The following is a 15,343-nucleotide window of genomic DNA, read 5'->3' as shown; positions in this document are numbered from 1 at the left end:
CGCTCCGCAGCCGGAACCCGGAAACCCCAAGGCCCAGGAGCCCAACATGTCCATCACCACCACCCGCCTCACCCGTTGGGCCGGCGTCAGCGCCGCCGCCGCGGGTGCACTGTTCATCGGTGTCCAGATCAACCACCCACACTTGGACGCCGAGTTCGCAGTCACCACAGAGTACGCCGTCCGCCAATCCCTCAAGATCCTCATGGCCTGGCTGTCCCTAATCGGCATCACGGGCATCTACCTTCGTCAGGCTTCACGGGCAAGCATCCTGGGGCTGGTGGGATACCTTGTATTTGCCGCGGGCTACCTCATCATGACCGGCATGGAACTGATCGGACTTGTGGTCCTTCCAACGGTGGCCCGTACCAATCCCGGCTACGTGAATGACGTCTTTGCCCTGATCCTGGGTGAGCCCGTGCACGGCGATGTGGGCCTGATGACGGTGCTGAACCTGGCCGGTGCAGCCACGTTCCTGGGTGGCGGCCTCTTGTTCGGCATCGCACTGTTCCGTGCCCGGGTCCTGGCCCGCTGGGCCGCCGCACTCCTGGCCGCAGCCTCGGTGTCAACCCTGGCCATACCGTTCCTGCCGCAGGTCAACGAGCGGCTCTTCGCCATTCCCACCGGTGTGGCCATGATCGGCCTCGGTTACTCCCTCTGGCGCGGACTGAAGCCTGCTGGCGAGTCCCCGGCCCCAACCGCGGTACTGGGCCAGGTCGGTATGCCGTGACCGCGGTCCCTCGACAAGATATGCCCGGCCGGTACCGCATCCGTGTCGGAGGGCACCTTGACCGGAACTGGTCTGCGTGGTTCGGAGGACTGGCGGTGACGCACGACGACGGGGGAACCACCTCCCTAAGCGGGACGGTCCCGGACCAAGCGGCCCTTCACGGGCTGCTTGCCAAGGTCCGTGACCTTGGCCTCGTGCTCATCTCGGTGGAGGCGGAGGGAACGCATGACGGCGGTACCGGGCTTTTCCGACAAAGCCCGGTACCGCCGTCGAACGCCTAGCTGTTGTCCGGCTTGGCGGGGCTCTCAGGGTCCTCCTGCTTTGCGGGTTCGTCGGAGAGACCCTGCGGCGTGAGGTCCAGGTCTTCGGGGTTCTCCGGTGCTTCCGGCGCTTCACCGGTTTCCGCAGCCTTAAGGTTTCCGGTATCGTCCAGCGCCGGGTTGGCGCCCTCAACGACGGTAGGGTCCTTGGAGCCGGACCCGGAGCCGGATTGAAGCGGCGCCGTGCTGCTGGATCCGGTGTTGGTGGGATCGTTCTCTTCGCCCGAAGTGGGTTCGTTCGTCATTCGGAAAGTCCTCTCGACGTGGGCCAGCCTTGTCCGCCGACCATAGGCACAGCCGGGGTGCATGCGCAAGGAAGGATTGCACTCCATCCGTTACCATCACTGGCATGCCCGGTACAGCCATCACCACCGCCTTCATCCCCGTCCGCGACCCTCACGCGGCGGCCCACTGGTACAGCCGCATGCTGGGACTCGCCGTCGCAGACACGAACAATTTCTCGGCACTCCTTACTGGCACCGGAACCGCATCGGTGACGCTGATGGGCCCGGACAGCGGCATCCAGGCTGACCCGGGGCTTTCGTGGGCGACGTGCAACTTCAAAGTCGATGACCTGGACGCCAAGCGCGCAGAGCTGGCGGGCCAAGGCGTCCCGGTGGGGTCCATTACGGGCTCCCCGGACGTCTGCCTCTTCTTCACGGCCCAGGACCCGGACGGGAACACGCTGCTGCTGACCGACCGTTAGCGCGGCCACATATAGTGGGGTTGAACTGCAGACGCCAGGCTGAGGAGGCCCCGCATGCTCGTGCTCGTGATCAACTCCGGTTCGTCGTCGTTGAAGTACCAGGTCCGTGACGTGGCGGCCGGGACGGTGCTCACCGAGGGACTGATCGAGAAGATCGGCATGGGCAACGGCGGCGGCGGGGACGGTGAGGTCGAAGGCCCGCGGGACCACGCCGAGGCCCTGGAACAGGTTGACGCGGCGATCCACCGGGAGCTGGGGGACCGGGAACTGGGCGCCGTGGGGCACCGGGTGGTCCACGGCGGCGAGCGGTTCGCCGAGCCCGTGCTGGTGGACAACGAAATCACCCGTGCGATCGAACGCCTCAACCCGCTGGCGCCGCTGCACAACCCCGCCAATGTCCTGGGCATCCGTGCCATCACCAGGAAATGGCCCAAGATGCCGCAGGTGGCCGTCTTCGACACCGCCTTCCACCGCACCCTGCCCGAGCATGCCTGGCGCTACGCCGTCCCGGATGAGCTGTACACCAACCACGGCATCCGCCGGTACGGCTTCCACGGCACCTCGCACGAGTATGTTGCGCGCCGGGCCGCGGCGCTGCTGGACGTCCCCATCGAGGAGTTCGACGGCGTCATCGCCCACCTGGGCAACGGCGCGTCCGCCACCGCCATCCGGGGCGGCCTCTCCGTGGACACCTCCATGGGTTTCACTCCGCTCGAAGGCCTGGTGATGGGCACCCGCTCCGGCGACCTGGACCCGTCCATCCTGGTGTTCCTGGGCCGTGCCGGGTGGACGCCGGAGGACATCGACACCATGCTGAACCGTGAATCCGGGCTGAAAGGCCTGGCCGGCAACAACGACATGCGCTCCGTGGTGGAGGCCGCCGAGTCCGGCGACGAGAAGGCCAGCATGGCGCTCGCGGTGGCGTCCTACCGGCTGGCCAAGTACATCGGCGGCTACCACGTGGCCGTCGGCGGGGCCAAGGCGCTGGTGTTCACCGCCGGAATCGGTGAGAACTCCCGGCAGTTCCGGGCGCATGTGGCGGACCGGCTCGGCGCCCTGGGCATCGAGCTCGACGGCGGCCTGAACGCTGAGCGGTCTAAGGAACCGCGCGTCATATCCACGCCGGGCTCGGCGATCCCCGTCCTGGTGGTTCCCACCGACGAGGAGCGCGCCATCGCGGAGGCGACCGCCGCCGTCGTCGGGTCAGCTGCCTCCTGATCCCGCCTGATCCTCAGTAGGTGTCGTAGTCGCAGGGTTTGACCGCGGGGTCTGCCGGAGTCCTGGCGGCCAAATCCTGGACCCGTCCAATGAGTTCCCGGGTATCCGCATCCTGTTCCAGGACCCCGTAGACCGGTGCTGAGGCCGCACGGAAAGCTGCGAGCTCCTGCTCTGTTGCCACGACCACCTTGCCGCCACCCTCGCAGTACTTCCGGGCTTCCGCTGAAAGCGGTGCGAAAAGGGCGGAGGCCCATTCCCTGGTTGCATCGGCAGCCTCCTGGAGAATCCGCTGTTCGTCCCCGGTGAGGGCGGCCCTGGCCTTGTTATTGATCACCAAGGTGCTGATCTTCGAATGAACCACAAGGTTTCCGGTGGCGATGGCACGGCCCGTTGCGTTCCGTGCCGTCGGCAAATCCTGGGCGTAGGCCATGGACGATTCGGCGCCCCCCACCGTTCCCCTCGCCACGCCGTCACCGAACTCCTGGTCGGCCAGGTCCACGGGTATGGCACCCAGGGCCGCGAGGACGGCGAAGGTGGTGTCGGACAGGGGCGCCCTGACCACCATGCCCTTGACATCCGCGAGGGTGAGGATGGGTGTGGTGAAGGAGAACAGCATCCTCGGACCGTCCGGAAAGAGCGCCAGGCCTGTCACCCCGGCACTCTCGAGGCTGGCCAGCATCCCGCGGGCATGCTCCGGTTTCACTACTTCCTTGATCACTGCGCTTGATGTCACCAGGAAGGGCGCGGAGAGTGCCCGGAAGTCCAGGACGCCCTCCGTGTCCCACGTCCGGGCCGGCACTACGGCCATCTCCAGGTCTCCGCCCATCACCCGTCGGGCAACCACCTGGTCCCAGCCTTTGCCCGAGTCGCCTCCCGCCCGGTACACCGGGTCAACCACCAAGGTCCGGTGGGAACGGGCCTGCACCTGCCGGGCAAATTCTTCGATCTGGCCGCGGGTAGGCCCGACCGCATCGTCCTGGGTGCCGATGCGGAGCACTTTGGGGCTGGGAGCTGTTGTGGTTCCTGCCCGGGTGGGTGGGTCCTCCGTGGAGTCCTCGTACGTGCAGGAGGTGGCACCCAGCAGAATGCCGATGACGACGAGGGCTGCCCAGGGCTGTGCGGACTTCACTCTTGCCCCTACTTTCCAAGGGAACGGTAGATGCGACAACACGGGCGCCAGCGAGCCGTACGCGAACGGTACTCCCGGAGGTTCGCCGGGGCAAGAGCCCTCCAGCCACGCGGGGTGGGGGCCGTCGTCGTTCTTTGCGGAGCGGTGGCGTAACCTCGATCCATGCCTGAGATCCGCCTGCCCATCACCACCGAACGGCTGGTCCTGCGCCGGTTCAACGGCGGTGACCTGGACGCCTTCCACGCCTACCACTCGCTGCCGGATACCGCGCGCTTCCTGCCCGGGCCGGCCAAGACCTATACGCAGTCCATGGAGCGGGTGGGCAGGTACGCCAACTTTGTCTTCGAGAAGGAGGGCGACTGGGTGGCCCTGGCCATCGAAGCCGCCGAAAGACCGGGCCTGCTGGGTGAAGTGGTCCTGAAATGGCTCCCCGGCGAGGGCCAGGCCGAAGTTGGATGGACCCTGGCGCCGGCGGCCCGCGGCAAGGGCTACGGCACGGAGGCCGCCGACGCCGTGCTCAGCCTTGGCTTCGAGGAACTTGGCCTGCACCGGATCGAGGCACGGCTGGATGAACTCAACCATGCCTCGGCCGCACTCTGCAGCCGGCTGGGCATGCGGCTGGAGGCACGGCACATCGACAAATGGCGGTACAAGGGACAGTGGGCTACCGAGTTGGTTTACGCCATCCTGGCCGCTGAATGGCGCATCGGCGCCGCCCGTAGCCGCTACGCCCGGCCTTTGAGGATCAGGTTCCAGTAAATTTTGGGAAAGAGATCCCGGTCCACCACCCAGGACAGCCTGCTCTCGTTCCAGGTAGGTACCCGGGGGATGGTGGGTTTGGGCCGGTACGTGTCATCGAACTCGGCGAACACCACAGTGTCCCGTGACACGGTGAACGGACAGACCGAGTAGCCGTCATACTTGGCGCGCAGAGGCTTTCCTTTCCTGGCGGCCACCAAGTTTTTGGCCACCACCTTCGTCTGCTTGCGCAGCGCACCGCCGGACTTAGAGTTTGTGGTGCCCGCGGCGTCGCCCAGGGACCACACGTTGGGGTAGCGGAGATGCCGCAGCGTCTGCCGGTCCACTTCCACGAAGCCGCCCGCGTCACCGGGAGCCGGCAGGTCCGTGGCCTTGAGCCAGTCCGGGGCCGACTGCGGCGGGACGGCATTGATGAAGTCGTACGCCAGGTCCTCCGTGGTGTGGGCGGCGTGGTCCCGGATGGTGGCCCTGCGCCCGGAAGGGCTGACCGCCACCAGTTCGCTGTTGGTCCGTAGTTCGATCCCGTACTCAGCGATCTTGCGGTCCAGTTCCCGGTCCACCTCCGGAACCCCGAACACGGTGGGGTAGGGCTGAACCATCACCACCCGGATCTTGTCCAGGACCCCCTGTTCCCGCCAGTAGTCGCAGGCCAGGTACATGGGTTTCTGGGCGGCGCCGCCGCACTTGATGGGGCCTGCCGGCATGGTGAACACGGCGGTCCCGGAGGTCATGGCGCTCAGCAGCGTCCAGGCCTTGGGAGCCAGTTCAAACTCATAGTGGGAGGCGCCGTTCGGCGAATGGACGGCCTCGGCGAGCCCTGGCACAGCGCCCCAGTCGTACTGCAGCCCCGGGCATACCACCAGCTGCCCGTAAGCCACCCGGGCCCCCGATTCCAGCGTGACGGTATTGCCCGCCGCATCCACGCCGGCGGCGGCATCCCGGATCCAGGTGACGCCGTTGGGGATGACGGATTGCTGTGGCCGGATGGCCTCTCCGGCCTGCGCCCGGCCGCCCGCGATGTGCGAGAAAAGCGGCTGGTAGAGGTGGTGGTCCCGGGGTTCGATCACTGCGACGTCCTTGACGCCGTAGCGCCGCAGCCGGGCGGCCAGGGAGATGCCGGCGTTGCCGCCACCAATGACCACAACCTCGTGCTGGGCAGCCACGGGACTACTTCTTCTCGGTCAGTGCGGATGCCTTGTGCGCCGCCCGGGCGCCGGTCTTGTCCGATTCCACCACATACTGCGGCTCATCCTCGCTGGCGCGGTGAGTGTTGCCGTCGAGCTCAAAGTCGCTGGTTTTCTTCTCGACGATCCTGCCGTGCGTCTTGCCCTGTGAAGTGTTCCACTCCACGTGCGTTCCCTTGCTCAATGACATGCCTGCTCCTCTGTATCCGTGCCGGAAAACAAGTGCCCCCCAATGGTAAGCATGGTGAGCTTATTGGCGCATTGACAGTGGCGCGGCAGCGGTCCAAGCTGGCGCTGTGCCTACCTGCCGGCCGAGCCGCGTCGGCAGCAGGTGCTGTTCCAGGAGAATCCGATGCCAGTAGTAGAAGAATCCGTTGTCATCGCCCGGCCGCCGCAGGAAGTCTTCGATTTCCTGTCGAATTTCGACAACATCGCCGTCTATGATTCCTCGGTCACCGCCTCTGAGCAGGTGGGGACCGGTCCCGTCGCGGAAGGTACCCGGGGGCGGGGAACAAGCAAAGTGATGGGCCGGCGCTTCGACTGGACTGTCGAGGTGGTGGAGTTCGACCCGCCAAGGCGGATGGTGTCCCGCTCCGTTGAAGGGAAGCTGAACTTCACGGTGACGTTCACCCTTGAACCGGCCGGTGGCGGGACCCGGGTCACCCAGCGGATCGATGCCGATTCCGGCCTGGGCGGCATCTTTGGCAAGATCGCCGATCCCCTGGTAGAGCGCGCCCAGGGACGCACCGTCCGCGCCAACCTTGAAACACTCGCTGAGTGGCTGGCGGAGCACCCGCAGCCCTGAAGCGCTGCCTGCTGCGGCGCGGCAAAGGAAGCGTACGACGGCGGGACCCGCCCGCCGTCGTACCTTCAGTCCTGTTTCAGGCCGGCGCCGGGGAGGAGCTCGGTGGCGCCCAGGGCGTCGGCGATGAATGCGTAGTCCCAGGCCCGTTCCCGCCACTGCACGTACCGGCCGGAGGCGCCCCCGTGGCCACCGTCCATCTCGATCTTCATGACGATGGGCGCGGTCCCCGTCGTCTTGTTCCGCAGTTCCTGCACCCACTTGGCCGGTTCAACATAGAGGACCCGGGTGTCGTTGAAGGACGTCACGGCGGCGATCCTGGGGTAGGCCACCTCCCGCACGTTCTCGTAGGGGGAGTAGGACTTCATGTAGGCGTAGGCCTGGGGATCGGTGATCGGGTTGCCCCACTCTTCCCACTCCAGCGCGGAGAGCGGCAGGTCCGGGTCCAGGATGCTGGTGAGCGGGTCCACGAACGGCACCTGCGCCACAATGGCGGCGTACTTTTCGGGTGCCATGTTGGCAATGGCGCCCATCAGCAGCCCGCCCGCGGAGCCTCCAAGCGCTGCGATCCGGGCCGGGTCCACCCATCCGGAGCCTGCCAGCCAGTCAGTGGCGTCCACGAAGTCGGTGAAGGTGTTCTTCTTGGTGAGCTTCTTGCCGTCCTCGTACCAGTGCCGGCCCAGCTCGCCGCCGCCGCGGATGTGGGCGATCACGAACACGATGCCGCGGTCCAGCAGCGACAACCGTGCGATGCCGAAGCCCGGGTCCATGCTCATTTCATAGGAGCCGTACCCGTAGACCAGGCCGGCCGCCGTCGAATCCCGCTTCACGCCCTTGTGCCGCAGGACGGACAGCGGGATGCGCGTGCCGTCGCCGGCGGTGGCCCATTCCCTGGTGGCCACGTAGTCGCTGCCGTCGTAGCCGCCCAGGACCGGGCTTTCCTTGCGCAGCAGCAGCTCGCCCGCCGGCTGCTCCGGGGTGGGCAGGACGAAGTCGTAGATGCGCGACGGCGTGAAGTAGGACGTGTAGCCCAGCCGGATGACGGGGGATTCGTAGTCCGAGCCGCCCACGCCGGCGGTGTAAAGCTCCTCATCGAAAGCCGGTTCCACGGGCTCCTGCTGGGCGGGCGTGCCCAGGCCGGCCAGTCCCATCACCTGCACCCGCTCGATGGTGTCCTTGCGGACGGACACCACCAGGTGCGTGGCGGTGACGCCGGCGCCGTTGACGCGCACGTCGTCGGAATGCCCGACGACGGTCTGCCAGGTCTGTTCGGCCAGCGGCTTTTCCAGCTCGGCCGGGTCCGCCAGGGAGACCATGGAGTTGATGGCACCGCGGTTGTGCGTGAGCAGGATGCGTTCCTGCCCGTCGAGCAGGAAGGGTTCGGCCTCATACAGGACGCGCTCGTTGCGGGAAATGACCGTGGTGATGGCGCCGGCGGGATCGTCGAAGCGCAGCAGCCTGGTTTCGCTGTACTCCGAACATCCGATCCCCAGCACCAGATGGCGCCGGTCCGCGGAGAGTTCGAAGCCCAGCCACATGGCCGCGTCGTCCTCCTGGTACACCACCAGGTCCTCCGACACGGGGGTGCCAAGGACGTGCGCCTTCACCTGGTAGGGGCGCCAGGACTCGTCCACCACGGTGTAGAAGAGACGGGTGCCGTCCGGGGAGAATGCCACCCCGTAGAAGATGTTTTCAATGACATCCGGCAGCAGTTCGCCTGTGCGCAGGTCCTTGATCCGCAGCGTGAAGCGTTCGTCGCCGGCATTGTCCACCGCATAGGCGTACAGGTTGCCATCCACGGTGACCGCTGTACCGCCCACGGAGAAGAACGGCTTGCCTTCGGCCTCCACATTGCCGTCCAGCAGGATCTCCTCGCCCGGGATCTCCACCCCGGCCTCTACAGCCGGAGGCGTCCAGTCGGCCACCTTGTCTCCGGAGTCCTGTGCCTTAACCCGGCAGTGGATGCCGTACTCCTTGCCCTCCGCCGAGCGGCTGAAGTACCACCAGCCGTCCTTGCGGTGCGGGACGGACAGGTCGGTTTCTTGGGTGCGGCCTTTGATCTCCTGGAAAATGGCCTCCCGGAGCGGTTCCTGGTGCGCCGTGACGGCTTCCTGGTAGGCGTTTTCGGCCCGCAGGTGCTCTACCACCTCCGCCGATTCCTTGTCCCGCAGCCACTCGTAGTTGTCCACGAAGGTCTCCCCGTGGTGGGTGCGCTCGGTGGGGATCTTTTTGGCGGCCGGGGGAGCCGGGACCGCAGTGCCGGCGGAATCCTGCAGGGAAGTGGAGGTCATGGATTCAATATATCCACCACCCCCGCGGGCCACGGGGCCGTTCGCTGTCGGGGGAGACGCCCTTGGCTGGAAGAGGGCGAAGACCCTGGGTCTCATCCTCCCGGTCCGGGACTGACGGATCCGCACGTTGGCACCCCCCGCCGTCGTGATGCTCCATCACCTATGGCTCCTAAAACCGGCGTTTAGGGACCAAAACTGATGGAGCAACCGGGGAGGGGAGGGTGGTTGCAGACGGAGCGCAAGCGTAGGCTGGGCAGTCCAAGGCACATCCGCCCAGCGTGAGAAGGGAAGTTCATGACCATCCCGCCAGTGCACGAACCTGAGCCGTTCCCGCCGGAACCGGGCCCGGAGCCCACCTCCCCGGACCCCACCCAGCCGCACCCTCCCGGCCCGCCATCCCCGAATCCGTTCCCCGCACCGGCGCCTCCGGGACCGCTTCCCGTCCCGGATCCCGGCCCGGCGCCGCTCCGCCCGGACCCCACCCGGGACTGACCGCCAACCTCAAAGGGCCCTTCCGCTGCCTGCCCGTGCACGGCTGGGAGGGCCCTTTTCCATGCCCGCGGTGGCCGGAAAATTCTCCGGAATCCGCTGCTGGAAACCCTTGCGGACCTGGTTCTCCAGTGCTAAAAAATCTATATCAGCCACCATAGATCGGCTGATTCGGGAATGATGTTGGACCATCTCTTACGAGGAGGGAAGCCATGTTGATGCGAACCGATCCGTTCCGCGAGCTGGACAGGCTGGCCCAGCAGGTCCTCGGCACGGCTGCACGCCCGGCGGCGATGCCGATGGATGCATGGCGGGAGGACCAGGAATTCGTCGTGGCCTTTGATTTGCCCGGTGTCTCCGTGGACTCGGTGGACCTGGATGTTGAACGGAATGTCCTGACGGTGCGGGCCGAACGCCCGGACCCCGTGGGCAAGGACACCGAATTGGTCGCCTCTGAACGGCCGCGCGGCGTCTTCAGCCGCCAACTGATCCTCGGCGACACGCTGGACACTGACCACATCAAGGCCAGCTATGACGCCGGCGTCCTGACGCTGCGGATCCCGGTTGCCGAAAAGGCCAAGCCGCGCAAGATCGAGATCGAAACGAAGGGGGCAAAGCAGGAAATCGCCGCTTAGTTTCATCACAGGACCGGGAGGCGGGCACATCTGTTGACTGCCTTTTTGGGGCGAATCGCCATTCTGTGCACGCCACAGCGCCAGACAGCGCATCGGCAGCGTAAGCCTTACCCTCCCGCCACGGTGGCCCCCGGTTTCGGCCGGGGGCCATCCATGTCCCAGGACTCCCGCTGCGGGCGTGCTGCGGCTAGGCGTTCAGACGCTGAGTTCCAGCATCAGCGCGGGCAGTTCATCCGCCAGCTCGCGGGCCAGGAATCCCAGGGGACCCATCCTGCTGGCCAGCCGGTCCGCCGCTGCTGCGTGCAGGTGCGTACCCCAGCAGGCTGCCTGTGCGCAGGTAGTGCCTCGCGCCCGGAGCCCGGCAATCGCCCCCGCCAGCACGTCGCCGCTGCCGGACGTTCCCAAACCGCCGTACCCGGTGGTGATCTTCCACAGGCCGGGGCCGTCCGCATCGGGCCCCGTTGGCTTGCTGACCAGCCCCTGGCAGCTGACCACGGCACCAAATCGTTCAGAGATCCCGGCGACGTCCCGTTCGAGGTCCGCCACATCCCGTCCCAGCAGGATGGCCGCTTCCGTGGGATTCGGCGTGAGAATCAACCGGCCGCGCCAAGGGTCCAGCTGGTCCTCCAGGTGCACCAAGGCGGCCAGTGCGTAGGCATCGAGGACGACGGCGGGGCCTCCTTGGCTGCCGTCGGAAGCGCCGGACGTGCCGTCCCCGCCACGGCCTGCCTCGCGGCTCAGCAGGGCCTGCAGCAGTTCGCCGGCCAGGTCAGGGTCGTCCAGGCCGGGCCCGACCAGCACGGTGTCTGCCCGGTCCAGGTAGGAGGAGATGCCGTCGAGTTCGGCCTTGACCGAGCCGCCGGACGTTTCCGGCATGGCAATGGCCCCGCATTCCGGTACCGCCACCCCAAGTTGCACGGCCACCGACCCCGCCACTGCCAGCGTAAGTTTCCCCGCTCCCGCACGCAGCGCTGAAACGCCCGCCAGCAGTGCCGCGCCAGGGGTGGAGCGGGCGCCGCCCACCACCAGCACCGAGCCGCGGGAATACTTGTCAGCTCCCGGTGCCGGCAACCGCCAGTCCCGCAGGAGCGAGGGCGTAACGGGGACGGGAGAGGAGTCACTGCGGCCGGACACTGGTGTCTCCTGCGTGCTCGGTGACCGCGATGCCCTGCTCGGCCAGGTGGTCCGCGACATTGAAGCTCTCCAGTGTCCACGGGCCGGCGCCGGACGGGCGGACGAACCGGGTCACGGACGCATTGAGGATGGCCTCCCTGGCGGCCAGGTCCAGCAGCTCCTTTTCACTGAGCCCTTCCAGCACGTACCGGAACAGCATGATCACGGCGTCGTGGCACACCAGCATCACCCGGTGTCCGGTGCCCAGGTTGTTCAACTCCGCCAGGACGGACCGGAGCCGCAGCGCCACGTCGGCCCAGGATTCCCCTCCGGGCGGCCGGTAGTACAGCTTGCCGAGCCAGTCCCGGCGCTCGGATTCCTCCGGGTAGCGGTTCTCCACGCCCAGCCGGGTGAGCCGGTCCAGGATGCCCAGCTCACGGTCCCGCAGCCGCTCGTCCGTGCGCACCTGCACCGGCCAGCCGGCGGTTTCCACCGCGATCTCGGCCGTCTGCCGGGCCCGAGCGTAGGGGGAGGACACCACGGCGTCCGGCCGAAACTCCGCCGCGGTCCGGCCCAGGGCGGTACCCAGGGCTTTGGCCTGGTCCCGTCCCGTCCCGGACAGGTTCACGTCCGCATCGCGGGCGGGAACCTCGATGACTTCCACCCCGGCTTCCCGCGCCTCGGTGGCCGCAACGTTGCCTTCGCTCTCCCCATGCCGGATCAACAGCAGCTCCACAGCCCCGGCCTCCTGGACCGCCTGGGTCAGGCCGTCGTCGTCCGCCGCAGAACCCGCCGCCCGCTCATCCTTCACAACACCACCCCGTCCGCTCGCCGTGCCAAATGCAGGAACATTACCCACGGCGTACCCACGGGGCGGCGGAAAATAACGGAAGACGGCGGCAGCCTGCCTTGGTGCCGCGGCCGCAGTTGGACGCGCAGCACCCTTCGCGACCCGCAAAGTCCTTGACGCACCCCATTTATCGGCGCGTCAGGGAATTGGCGCGTCGCAAGTGGTTTTGTGCGTCGAGGGGAAGGCCTACGGCTCGGGGGTCAGGACTTTCGAGAATACGGTGGCTCCGTTGGCGTTGCGGAGGCTGACGGTGAAGCTGTTGTCCTCGCCCAGCTGGACGTGCCCGAAGAACTGGTTTTCGCCGTCGCGCGGGGACTCACCGGCGAAGCGTCCCGTCTTGGAGAACACCACTTCGGGACCAAAGGTGCCGTCCATCGCGTTCGGACCGAAGGATCCCGCAGCGATGGGCCCGGCCACGAACTCCCAGAACGGATCGAAGTCGGTGAAGGCCGCCCGCTCGGGGGAGTAGTGGTGGGCGGCGCAGTAGTGGACGTCGGCGGTGAGCCAGACGGTGTTCTTGACGCCGTTGCGTTTGAACGCGCTGAGCACCCCGGCGATTTCCAGCTCACGGCCCAAGGGGGCGCCGGCGTCGCGATTGGACACGCTCTCCTCATTCACCGGGCCGTCCGGCACCACCACCCCCAGCGGCAGGTCGTTGGCGATCACCTTCCAGGTGGCCTTGGACTTGCTGACCTCGCTGACCAGCCAGTCCACCTGCTCCTGGCCCAAAATGGCGGTGGCGTAGGGTTCCTTGCCGTCCGTGTTGGGGGACTTGTAGGTGCGCATGTCCAGGCAGAAGATCTCCAGCTGCGGGCCACGGGAAATCTTCCGGTAGATTCGCGCCGGCTGGTAAGTGCCGGCGTCGTCGAATGTTCCCGGGCGCCAAATGGCCGAACTGTCCGCGATGGGCATGTTCTCCTGCCAGGCCTGCCGGCCGCGGGCGGCGAGGGTGTTGACGTCCCGCACGGTGTAGCGGGAGTCGTCCAGGATCTGGCCGGGGTACCAGTTGTTGTGCGTCTCGTGGTCGTCCCACTGGGCGATCACCGGGACGTCCGCGAACAGGGCCCGCATGTTGGCGTCCATGGAGTTGTAACGGTGCCGGCCGCGGAATTCGGTGAGGGTCTCGGCCACCTTGGACACCTCGTCGGTGACCAGGTTCTTCCACACCTGCCCGTCCTTTTCAGTGACGGTCTCCGCAATGGGGCCATCGGCGTAGATGGTGTCGCCTGAGTGGATAAAGAAGTCCGGCCGGGTCTGGTGCATGGCCCGGTAGCCGCGCATCCCGCCGATCTCCTCGTTGATGCCCCACCCCTGGCCGGCCGTGTCGCCCGTCCACACAAAGCTTTGCGCGGACGACGCCGGGACGTCGCCTCCGTTGCCCGTCCCACCGGTGCGGCCCTTGCCGTTGACCGTCCCCGTGTCCGGGGCCGTGCGGAACCCGCCGCGGACCGTCTCGCCCGCCGCGCCGCCGTCGTCCTCGAAACTGATCTCCAGCGAGAACCGGGTGTTGGAGGGCAGGTTCCCCGCGTGGATCTTGGCAGTAAAGTCGGACGCCTGGGTGGCGCGGGGTCCGCGGAGGACCCGCTCGAAAGCGCCGCGCCCGCTGAGCACCTGGCCGGCGTCGTCCACGGCGCGCAGTACGGCCGTCATGCGCCCGGCGCCCGAGGCACGCGACCAGAGGACGGCTGAATCCGAGGTGACGTCGCCGGTGGCGATGCCGCTGGGCAGGGTCAGCCTGTTGCGGACCAGTGCTACGCCGCCGGGAGACTGGGTGGCGGCCGTTGCGTTCGCGGCGGGGACGGAGGCCAGCGCGGCGGCGAGGACGGAACTCTTGACGATGGTGCGGCGGGAAACCCCGGCCTGGGAAGTCTCAGTCATGTCCTCAGGGTTTCCCGGGCGGGCACACGGATTCTGGCGATGGGGTGAACCCGGGGTGTACGACGCGCAAATTCACCCGCGACGCGCAGGTTCCCTGGAGACCCCGGGATGTGGGCCGCGGAAAGGAATATCAGCCGCGGCAACGTGTATGCGCGTCGCTGCGTGGCCATGCCGCAGCGCGCCGCCCGGACTATGGCTTCGCGAAGTCGCCGATCCGGCCTTCCCGCAAGGCCGCACCCACCGCCGCAATGCCGGCGTAATCGGGAAACAGCACGGACTGCCCGGCCACAAAGCCGGAGCCCAACGTGGGAAGGGTCATGGTTCCGATGGCGTTCACGTCCAGGTTGCGCAGGCTGTACGCCAGGATCGCAGCCTGGACGGGGTCAAAGGCCCTGTCCACCGTGAGGCAGCAGGAGGCGAAATCGACCAGCGACCGCACCGCTGTCACGTCGTTCAGGGCACCTCCCCCTGTGAGCCGGGCCAGGATTGCCCGGAGCATGATCTGCTGGTCGCGGACCCGCTGGAAGTCCCCGTCGGAGAAGGCATAGCGCTCGCGGGAGAATTCCAGGGCGGCCTGGCCATCGAGGTGGTTCACGCCCGCGCTGAAGACGTGCTGGGTTTCGATGCTGGACTGGAAGGCCATGGGCACGTTGACGTCGATGCCCCCCAGGCCGTCCACCAGGAGCTTGAAACCGCCAAAGTCAAGCATCAGGGTGTGGTCGATGGTGATGCCCAGCAGTTGCTGCACGGCGGCGGTCTGCATGTCGATGCCCCCATACTGCAGCCCGGCGTTGATCTTGGCGCTGCCGAATCCGGGGATGTCCACCCAATTGTCCCGGTTGATCGAGATGAGGTAGAGGTTCCGCCGGTCGGCAGGGACGTGGACCACCATAAGGGTGTCGGCCCGCTGGTCCTGGGGTTCGCCGGTGGCGGCGGTGTGGGCCGCGGCGTCGCGGGCGGGGGTGTCGCGGGTATCGCTGCCGATGACGAGGATGTTCATTGGGACCGCAGGCAGGTCCGGAATGGGCGCAGGTGGCGGCGGCGGGGCAGGGGCCGGTGGAGGAGTTTCAGAGGGCGTGGGCGTGGGCGTCGGGCTGGGCGGCTGGGTCTGGGTGGCTGCCGGCTGCGCTTCCTGGCCTGCCCGGTTCAGGCTGAAGACCGCGACGCCGGCGGCCACCACCAGCACCAACGCCACCAGCGCGGCGATCCAGCGGCGCCGCCCCAGGGCAAGCATCCAGGCAG

Annotated in this window: 17 protein-coding genes; 8 read left to right on the top strand and 9 right to left on the bottom strand. The window is 67.3% G+C overall.

Annotated elements, in window-relative coordinates:
* Window positions 1-46: 46 nt before the first annotated feature.
* Together J2T23_RS09900 and J2T23_RS09895 are read left to right on the top strand one after the other, a co-directional pair.
* Window positions 47-727, top strand: a complete 681-nt coding sequence (locus tag J2T23_RS09900) for a hypothetical protein (protein ID WP_307359535.1) — start codon at window positions 47-49, stop codon at window positions 725-727.
* 20 nt (window positions 728-747) lie between these two features.
* Window positions 748-1,008, top strand: a complete 261-nt coding sequence (locus J2T23_RS09895; protein ID WP_261398215.1) for a DUF8691 family protein — start codon at window positions 748-750, stop codon at window positions 1,006-1,008.
* Here the strand turns inward: J2T23_RS09895 and J2T23_RS09890 are convergent.
* On the bottom strand, window positions 1,005-1,292 hold the full coding sequence (locus J2T23_RS09890) for a hypothetical protein (protein ID WP_141159472.1): 288 nt from the start codon (window positions 1,290-1,292) through the stop codon (window positions 1,005-1,007). The two genes, J2T23_RS09895 and J2T23_RS09890, sit on opposite strands and share 4 nt — an antisense overlap.
* Before the next feature lie 104 nt (window positions 1,293-1,396).
* Between J2T23_RS09890 and J2T23_RS09885 the strand changes: the two genes are divergently transcribed.
* Both J2T23_RS09885 and J2T23_RS09880 read left to right on the top strand, forming a co-directional pair.
* Window positions 1,397-1,753, top strand: a complete 357-nt coding sequence (locus J2T23_RS09885; protein ID WP_141159473.1) for a VOC family protein — start codon at window positions 1,397-1,399, stop codon at window positions 1,751-1,753.
* A gap of 54 nt (window positions 1,754-1,807) precedes the next feature.
* The gene (locus J2T23_RS09880) at window positions 1,808-2,971 is read left to right on the top strand and encodes an acetate kinase (protein ID WP_141159474.1); all 1,164 of its coding nucleotides are present in this window, start codon (window positions 1,808-1,810) and stop codon (window positions 2,969-2,971) included.
* A gap of 13 nt (window positions 2,972-2,984) precedes the next feature.
* Here the strand turns inward: J2T23_RS09880 and J2T23_RS09875 are convergent, their stop codons facing one another.
* A complete protein-coding gene (locus tag J2T23_RS09875) occupies window positions 2,985-4,100 on the bottom strand; it encodes a TRAP transporter substrate-binding protein (protein WP_307359530.1) in 1,116 nt (371 codons plus the stop codon).
* 162 nt (window positions 4,101-4,262) lie between these two features.
* On the opposite strand from J2T23_RS09875, the gene J2T23_RS09870 reads away from it, so the two are divergent.
* Window positions 4,263-4,859: a GNAT family N-acetyltransferase gene (locus tag J2T23_RS09870; RefSeq protein WP_307359527.1), complete on the top strand. Its 597-nt coding sequence runs from the start codon at window positions 4,263-4,265 to the stop codon at window positions 4,857-4,859.
* Here the strand turns inward: J2T23_RS09870 and J2T23_RS09865 are convergent.
* Both J2T23_RS09865 and J2T23_RS09860 read right to left on the bottom strand, forming a co-directional pair.
* On the bottom strand, window positions 4,826-6,022 hold the full coding sequence (locus tag J2T23_RS09865) for an NAD(P)/FAD-dependent oxidoreductase (protein ID WP_307359524.1): 1,197 nt from the start codon (window positions 6,020-6,022) through the stop codon (window positions 4,826-4,828). The genes J2T23_RS09870 and J2T23_RS09865 overlap by 34 nt on opposite strands.
* A gap of 4 nt (window positions 6,023-6,026) precedes the next feature.
* Window positions 6,027-6,233 carry a hypervirulence associated TUDOR domain-containing protein gene (locus J2T23_RS09860; protein ID WP_043452340.1) on the bottom strand — a complete coding sequence of 69 codons (207 nt, stop codon included), beginning with the start codon at window positions 6,231-6,233 and terminating at the stop codon, window positions 6,027-6,029.
* A 162-nt stretch (window positions 6,234-6,395) separates the two neighbouring features.
* On the opposite strand from J2T23_RS09860, the gene J2T23_RS09855 reads away from it, so the two are divergent.
* Window positions 6,396-6,848: an SRPBCC family protein gene (locus J2T23_RS09855; protein WP_307359519.1), complete on the top strand. Its 453-nt coding sequence runs from the start codon at window positions 6,396-6,398 to the stop codon at window positions 6,846-6,848.
* Window positions 6,849-6,913: 65 nt separating this feature from the next.
* Here the strand turns inward: J2T23_RS09855 and J2T23_RS09850 are convergent, their stop codons facing one another.
* Entirely contained in the window at window positions 6,914-9,136 is a 2,223-nt protein-coding gene (locus J2T23_RS09850) for a S9 family peptidase (protein WP_307359517.1), read from the bottom strand.
* Window positions 9,137-9,430: 294 nt separating this feature from the next.
* Here J2T23_RS09850 and J2T23_RS09845 point away from each other — a divergent pair, with 294 nt between their 5' ends.
* Entirely contained in the window at window positions 9,431-9,628 is a 198-nt protein-coding gene (locus J2T23_RS09845) for a hypothetical protein (protein WP_141159479.1), read from the top strand.
* 209 nt (window positions 9,629-9,837) lie between these two features.
* Window positions 9,838-10,260 carry an Hsp20/alpha crystallin family protein gene (locus J2T23_RS09840; RefSeq protein WP_141159480.1) on the top strand — a complete coding sequence of 141 codons (423 nt, stop codon included), beginning with the start codon at window positions 9,838-9,840 and terminating at the stop codon, window positions 10,258-10,260.
* 195 nt (window positions 10,261-10,455) lie between these two features.
* On the opposite strand, the gene J2T23_RS09835 is transcribed toward J2T23_RS09840, so the two are convergent.
* From J2T23_RS09835 to J2T23_RS09820, 4 genes are all read right to left on the bottom strand, one after another.
* On the bottom strand, window positions 10,456-11,394 hold the full coding sequence (locus tag J2T23_RS09835) for an NAD(P)H-hydrate dehydratase (protein ID WP_307359512.1): 939 nt from the start codon (window positions 11,392-11,394) through the stop codon (window positions 10,456-10,458).
* Window positions 11,378-12,184: a histidine phosphatase family protein gene (locus J2T23_RS09830; RefSeq protein WP_307359509.1), complete on the bottom strand. Its 807-nt coding sequence runs from the start codon at window positions 12,182-12,184 to the stop codon at window positions 11,378-11,380. The genes J2T23_RS09835 and J2T23_RS09830 overlap by 17 nt, the downstream gene beginning before the upstream one ends.
* A gap of 225 nt (window positions 12,185-12,409) precedes the next feature.
* Window positions 12,410-14,101, bottom strand: a complete 1,692-nt coding sequence (locus tag J2T23_RS09825; RefSeq protein ID WP_307359507.1) for an alkaline phosphatase D family protein — start codon at window positions 14,099-14,101, stop codon at window positions 12,410-12,412.
* A gap of 190 nt (window positions 14,102-14,291) precedes the next feature.
* Window positions 14,292-15,335 carry an LCP family protein gene (locus tag J2T23_RS09820; RefSeq protein WP_307359504.1) on the bottom strand — a complete coding sequence of 348 codons (1,044 nt, stop codon included), beginning with the start codon at window positions 15,333-15,335 and terminating at the stop codon, window positions 14,292-14,294.
* Window positions 15,336-15,343: the final 8 nt, after the last annotated feature.

Origin of the sequence: Pseudarthrobacter niigatensis, from assembly GCF_030812615.1 — a bacterium.
GTDB classification, from domain to species: domain Bacteria; phylum Actinomycetota; class Actinomycetes; order Actinomycetales; family Micrococcaceae; genus Arthrobacter; species Arthrobacter niigatensis.
The sequence above is the reverse complement of the archived record's forward strand: the minus strand, read 5'-3'. Positions and strand labels throughout refer to the sequence as shown.

Bases quoted from the DNA above. Each gene is read 5' to 3' on its own strand.
- J2T23_RS09820 (WP_307359504.1), bottom strand. From the start codon at position 15,335: ATGCTTGCCCTGGGGCGGCGCCGCTGGATCGCCGCGCTGGTGGCGTTG.
- J2T23_RS09900 (WP_307359535.1), top strand. From the start codon at position 47: ATGTCCATCACCACCACCCGCCTCACCCGTTGGGCCGGCGTCAGCGCC.
- J2T23_RS09860 (WP_043452340.1), bottom strand. From the start codon at position 6,233: ATGTCATTGAGCAAGGGAACGCACGTGGAGTGGAACACTTCACAGGGC.
- J2T23_RS09895 (WP_261398215.1), top strand. From the start codon at position 748: ATGCCCGGCCGGTACCGCATCCGTGTCGGAGGGCACCTTGACCGGAAC.
- J2T23_RS09850 (WP_307359517.1), bottom strand. From the start codon at position 9,136: ATGACCTCCACTTCCCTGCAGGATTCCGCCGGCACTGCGGTCCCGGCT.
- J2T23_RS09885 (WP_141159473.1), top strand. From the start codon at position 1,397: ATGCCCGGTACAGCCATCACCACCGCCTTCATCCCCGTCCGCGACCCT.
- J2T23_RS09890 (WP_141159472.1), bottom strand. From the start codon at position 1,292: ATGACGAACGAACCCACTTCGGGCGAAGAGAACGATCCCACCAACACC.
- J2T23_RS09870 (WP_307359527.1), top strand. From the start codon at position 4,263: ATGCCTGAGATCCGCCTGCCCATCACCACCGAACGGCTGGTCCTGCGC.
- J2T23_RS09855 (WP_307359519.1), top strand. From the start codon at position 6,396: ATGCCAGTAGTAGAAGAATCCGTTGTCATCGCCCGGCCGCCGCAGGAA.
- J2T23_RS09825 (WP_307359507.1), bottom strand. From the start codon at position 14,101: ATGACTGAGACTTCCCAGGCCGGGGTTTCCCGCCGCACCATCGTCAAG.
- J2T23_RS09880 (WP_141159474.1), top strand. From the start codon at position 1,808: ATGCTCGTGCTCGTGATCAACTCCGGTTCGTCGTCGTTGAAGTACCAG.
- J2T23_RS09840 (WP_141159480.1), top strand. From the start codon at position 9,838: ATGTTGATGCGAACCGATCCGTTCCGCGAGCTGGACAGGCTGGCCCAG.
- J2T23_RS09845 (WP_141159479.1), top strand. From the start codon at position 9,431: ATGACCATCCCGCCAGTGCACGAACCTGAGCCGTTCCCGCCGGAACCG.